Origin of the sequence: Erwinia sp. MYb416 (genome assembly GCF_037479575.1) — a bacterium.
Taxonomy (GTDB): domain Bacteria; phylum Pseudomonadota; class Gammaproteobacteria; order Enterobacterales; family Enterobacteriaceae; genus Erwinia; species Erwinia rhapontici.
The window spans coordinates 1-776 of sequence record NZ_JBBGYT010000033.1 but is presented as its reverse complement, the minus strand read 5'-3'; the positions used below and the strand labels follow the sequence as shown (position 1 = coordinate 776).

Below are 776 nucleotides of genomic sequence, written 5' to 3'. Positions count from 1 at the left end.
CTGTTACCCCTGAGCACACAGCCGGAAGTGGCCGATGTGCGGGTGCTGGGAGCGATTGGCGTGGTGGAGACGCACAGAACCGTCAATATGGCGGCGATGCAGCAATTCTTTGTTGAACAGGGCGTGTGGATCCGGCCTTTTGGTCGGTTGATTTACCTGATGCCGCCTTACGTCATCACACCACAGGCGCTGACACAGCTCATCGACGCCGTCAGTGCCGCCATCGCACATCCTGCCCTGTTTAATTGTTAACAATGGAGGCAGTCTCCAGGCAGCCGTCAGCGTGATGCGCTACGCTTTTACCAGGTTTTGCGCGGCCTGCTGCCGCAAACAGGAGATAACATGCCACAAGATAAACAGACCAACCGTCAGCTGCTGCTGGCTTCCCGCCCGCACGGCGCACCGACCACAGCGAACTTCCGCCTCGAAGCGCAGCACGTTCCCGAACCCGCTGCCGGGCAGGTGCTGTTGCGCACTGTCTGGCTCTCGCTCGATCCCTATATGCGTGGACGCATGAGCGATGCCCCTTCCTATGTGCCACCCGTTGCCCTTAATGAGGTGATGTGTGGCGGAACCGTATCGATTGTTGAGCGCTCTGAGCACGCGGATTTTGCCGCCGGGGACTGGGTGCTCAGCTACAGCGGCTGGCAGGACTTCGCGCTCTCCACTGGAGAAGGGCTGGTGAAACTCAGCGGCCCGGTGCTGAAGCATCCGTCCTGGGCGCTGGGGATGCTCGGAATGCCGGGCTTTACCGCCTATATGGGACTGCTGGATAT

At 60.2% G+C, this 776-nt stretch carries 1 protein-coding gene and 1 pseudogene; both read left to right on the top strand.

Going from position 1 to position 776, the window contains the following annotated elements; all coding sequences use genetic code 11:
• On the top strand, nt 1-252 hold a 252-nt coding region (locus tag WH277_RS00315; protein ID WP_339503679.1), incomplete at its 5' end, for an aminotransferase class III-fold pyridoxal phosphate-dependent enzyme.
• Nucleotides 253-342: 90 nt separating this feature from the next.
• Nucleotides 343-776 (top strand): annotated as a pseudogene (locus WH277_RS00310) (NADP-dependent oxidoreductase); the annotation flags it as partial.